Here is a 3605-nt window from a genome sequence, read left to right on the forward strand (position 1 = left end):
CCGGTTTCGGGCATCACGGTGGCGTCGGGCGCCGGCGTGATCACGCTCGGCCGAGGAGATGTCCCGGTCCGTGCCATGACACGACGCTACCGCCGCGGCGGCACGGGCCGTCCCAGGGCACCGCACGCCCGTTCGAGCCCCGCCGGCCGCCCGCCGGGCGCGGACAGGCCCGCTCGTGCGGGCTGGCGGACGGCTGCCCACGGGCCGGCGGGACGGTCTGGGCCGGGCCGCTCAACCGACGTCGACGCCGACGATGCCGCCCAGGCCTCGCAGCAGCGGCAGGATGAGCTGGCCGACGACCGAGGGGAACGACACGAACAGCACCGGCAGCAGCAGGATCACCAGCAGGATGACGATGCCGACGTTGTTCTCGCGGAGCTGGTAGTGGGCCCGGTGCCAGCTCGGCGACTGCGGGCCGAGCAGGAACAGCACCCGCCCGCCGTCCGCCGGCGGGACGGGGACGAGACTCAGGATGAGCAACGACCCGAACGTGACCGCCATCCCCAGCAGCAGTTGGGCGAGGAAACTGTCCGCGTGGTCGACCTCCAGGAGGCGGTCGCCCTCGGCGAGCAGAAACGGTTCGGAGACGAACTTGAACCCGACGATCGCGACGAACGCGAGCAGCAGGTAGGCCAGCGGGCCGGCCAGCACCGCCACGGCCACGTGGAAGCGCCGTTTGCGCCACACGTCGTTCATGGGTATCGGCTCGGTCCAGCCGACCCCGGAGATGAGCATGGCGACCGCGCTGAACGGGCTGACCCGGTGTTTCAGCGACGCCGTCAGGCGGCCGGCGCGCAGCGGGCTGGGGTCCCGCAGCAGCCTCGCGGCGAGGACCTGCGCGCCGTCGTGAGCGTAGATCCCGATGAGGAGCGCGAGAGCGATCCCCAGTAGCGCCGCGGGTTCGGCCAGGTAGAACAGCACGCCTCTACAGGTTCCTTATCCCGTCCCGGTCCTCGTCCCGCGTCCCGGACGTCCGCATCCCGATCGTCACCCACCTGGTCCGCGGGAAGCCCGCGGGGAGCCCGCGGCCTGCCCGCCGGTCACCCAGCCAGCCCGTCCATCCGCCCGGCCGCCGGTCGTCCGGCTGGCGCGCGCACCCGGCCGCTCACCCGGTCGTGGACGGGGTGGCGTGCCGGGCCATCAGCTCGCGGGCCAGCCGCCGGTAGCCGTCCGCGCCCACGGACGTGGGCGCGTAGGTGGTGATCGGCTCGCCGGCCACGGTGGTCTCCGGGAAGCGTACCGTCCGGTTGATCACCGTGTGGAAGACCTCGTGCGGGAAGCGTTCCACCACCCTGGCCAGCACCTCCCGGGCGTGCAGGGTGCGCGCGTCGTACATGGTGGCCAGGATGCCGGCGAGCTCCAGGTGGGAGTTCAGCCGGTCGCGCACCTTGTCGATGGTGTCCAGCAGCAGGGCGACGCCGCGCAGGGCGAAGTACTCGCACTCCAGCGGCACGATGACGGCGTCGGCGGCGGTCAGCGCGTTCACGGTCAGCAGGCCCAGGGACGGCTGGCAGTCGATGAGGATCACGTCGTAGACCGAGCGCACCCGGGACAGGGCGCGGGCCAGGGTGTGCTCCCGCCCGACCTCCGTGACGAGCAGCATTTCCGCGGCCGACAGGTCGATGTTGCTCGGCAGCAGGTCCAGCCCGTCGACCTGGGTGGGGACCAGCACCTCACCGATCTCGGACTCGGTGCCGACCAGGAGATCGTGCACGGTGTGCTCGAGCACCATCGGGTTGATGCCGAGCCCGACCGAGAGCGCGCCCTGCGGGTCGAAGTCGACCAGCAGGGTGCGGTGGCCGTATTCGGCGAGCGCGGCACCGAGATTGATCGTGCTTGTCGTCTTGCCGACGCCGCCTTTCTGGTTACACATGGCGACCACCCAGGCCGGCCCGTGTGTCGCCAGCGGAGGCGGGACGGGAAAGACGGGCAGTGGGCGTCCGGTGGGCCCGATCTCGCCGGCGTCACCATCGGCGGCGGGGATGTCCGCGGCGTCGAGCTGGCTGTCATCGGGCAGCGCTGGTTCCCCGACGGTCATCCGCCCGTACGGGGGGCGTACCGGGGCCGCCATCGGCGAAGTATCGGCGGTCATGTCGAGGGACCTGCTCCCTTCTTGCGGATCGGTGCGCGGAGAGCAGAAGCGGACCGACAGGAGCGTACCGACAGTTGACCGGACGCATCCCGCCGGGTCGGTGGCCGCGGCCCGCCACCGCCGACGCCACCGCTGTTCCGGTCCGCTCCCGGCTGGGTTCCACCGATAGCGGCAGACAGCTCTCAATAACAGTTGGTAACTATAGCGGGACGTATTTCCACTGGCAGGAATTGCCGGCCCGCCGCGAACGGTGCCTGGCCGACGAAACCTGGCCGCGGCCGTCCGGGCGGGCCGGGCCGCAGCCCGTCTGGACGGCCGGGGACAGCGCGATCAGGCTTGGGGCGGGGCCGGGTGTCCGGGCCACCGGCGGTCGACGACGACAACGGGAGCATGACGATGGGCGCGACAACGGATGCGGTGACTGTGCGTGGCGTGGTGTCCCTGGAGAAGGGCGCCCCCGTCACCCTGACGGAAATAGTCGTCCCCGCCCCGGGGCCCGGGGAGGCACGGGTACGCGTCCAGGCGTGCGGCGTCTGTCACACCGATCTGCACTATCGCGAGGGCGCCATCACCAACGACTACCCCTTCCTCCTCGGCCACGAGGCCGCCGGGACCGTCGAGGCCGTCGGCGACGGGGTCACCTCGCTCGTGCCCGGCGACTACGTGGTGATCGCCTGGCGGGCGCCCTGCGGGAGCTGTCGGTCCTGTCTGCGCGGCCGGCCGTGGTACTGCTTCGACTCCCGCAACGCCACCCAGCCGATGCGGCTCGCGGCCGACGGCCGGAAGCTGTCACCGGCGCTGGGCATCGGGGCCTTCGCCGAGGCGACCCTGGTGGCGGCCGGCCAGTGCGTGAAGGTCGACCCGGCGGCCCGGCCGGAGGCCGCCGGGCTGATCGGCTGCGGGGTGATGGCCGGTTTCGGCGCGGCGGTCAACACCGGCGCGGTCACCCACGGTGAGACGGTCGCGGTGTTCGGCTGCGGTGGCGTGGGGGATGCGGCCATCGCCGGGGCTTCCCTCGCAGGCGCCCGGAAAATCATCGCGGTCGACGTCGACCAGCGCAAACTGGTCTGGGCCCGCCGGTTCGGCGCCACCCACACCGTCGACGCCCGTGACCTCGACCCGGTGGAGACGATCAGAACGCTTACCGACGGTAATGGCGCTGACCTGGTCATCGAGGCGGTCGGCCACCCCGAGACCTACCGGCAGGCGTTCTTCGCCCGGGACCTCGCCGGGCGGCTCGTCCTCGTCGGGGTCCCCGACCCGTCGATGACCCTCGAGCTGCCGATGACCGAGGTGTTCAGCCGCGGCGGCTCGCTGAAGTCGTCCTGGTACGGCGACTGCCTGCCCAGCCGCGACTTCCCGGTCCTGATCGATCTCTACCGGGCGGGCCGGCTCGACCTCGACGGGTTCGTGACCGAGACCGTGGGCCTCGGCGACGTCGAGGAGGCGTTCACCCGGATGCGGCAGGGCAGCGTGCTGCGCAGCGTCGTCCGGCTCTGACCGACATACCGCC

At 72.0% G+C, this 3605-nt stretch carries 3 protein-coding genes; 1 reads left to right on the forward strand and 2 read right to left on the reverse strand.

The window, feature by feature from the left end; genetic code table 11:
• Window positions 1–231: 231 nt before the first annotated feature.
• Entirely contained in the window at window positions 232–921 is a 690-nt protein-coding gene (locus AC5LSR_RS14835; RefSeq protein WP_250281875.1) for a zinc metalloprotease, read from the reverse strand.
• A gap of 184 nt (window positions 922–1105) precedes the next feature.
• Window positions 1106–2092 carry a ParA family protein gene (locus AC5LSR_RS14840; RefSeq protein WP_250281876.1) on the reverse strand — a complete coding sequence of 329 codons (987 nt, stop codon included), beginning with the start codon at window positions 2090–2092 and terminating at the stop codon, window positions 1106–1108.
• 396 nt (window positions 2093–2488) lie between these two features.
• Between AC5LSR_RS14840 and AC5LSR_RS14845 the strand changes: the two genes are divergently transcribed.
• Window positions 2489–3592: an S-(hydroxymethyl)mycothiol dehydrogenase gene (locus AC5LSR_RS14845; RefSeq protein ID WP_250281914.1), complete on the forward strand. Its 1104-nt coding sequence runs from the start codon at window positions 2489–2491 to the stop codon at window positions 3590–3592.
• The last annotated feature ends 13 nt before the right edge of the window (window positions 3593–3605 follow it).

It is taken from the genome of Protofrankia sp. CiP1_Cm_nod4, assembly GCF_982290645.1.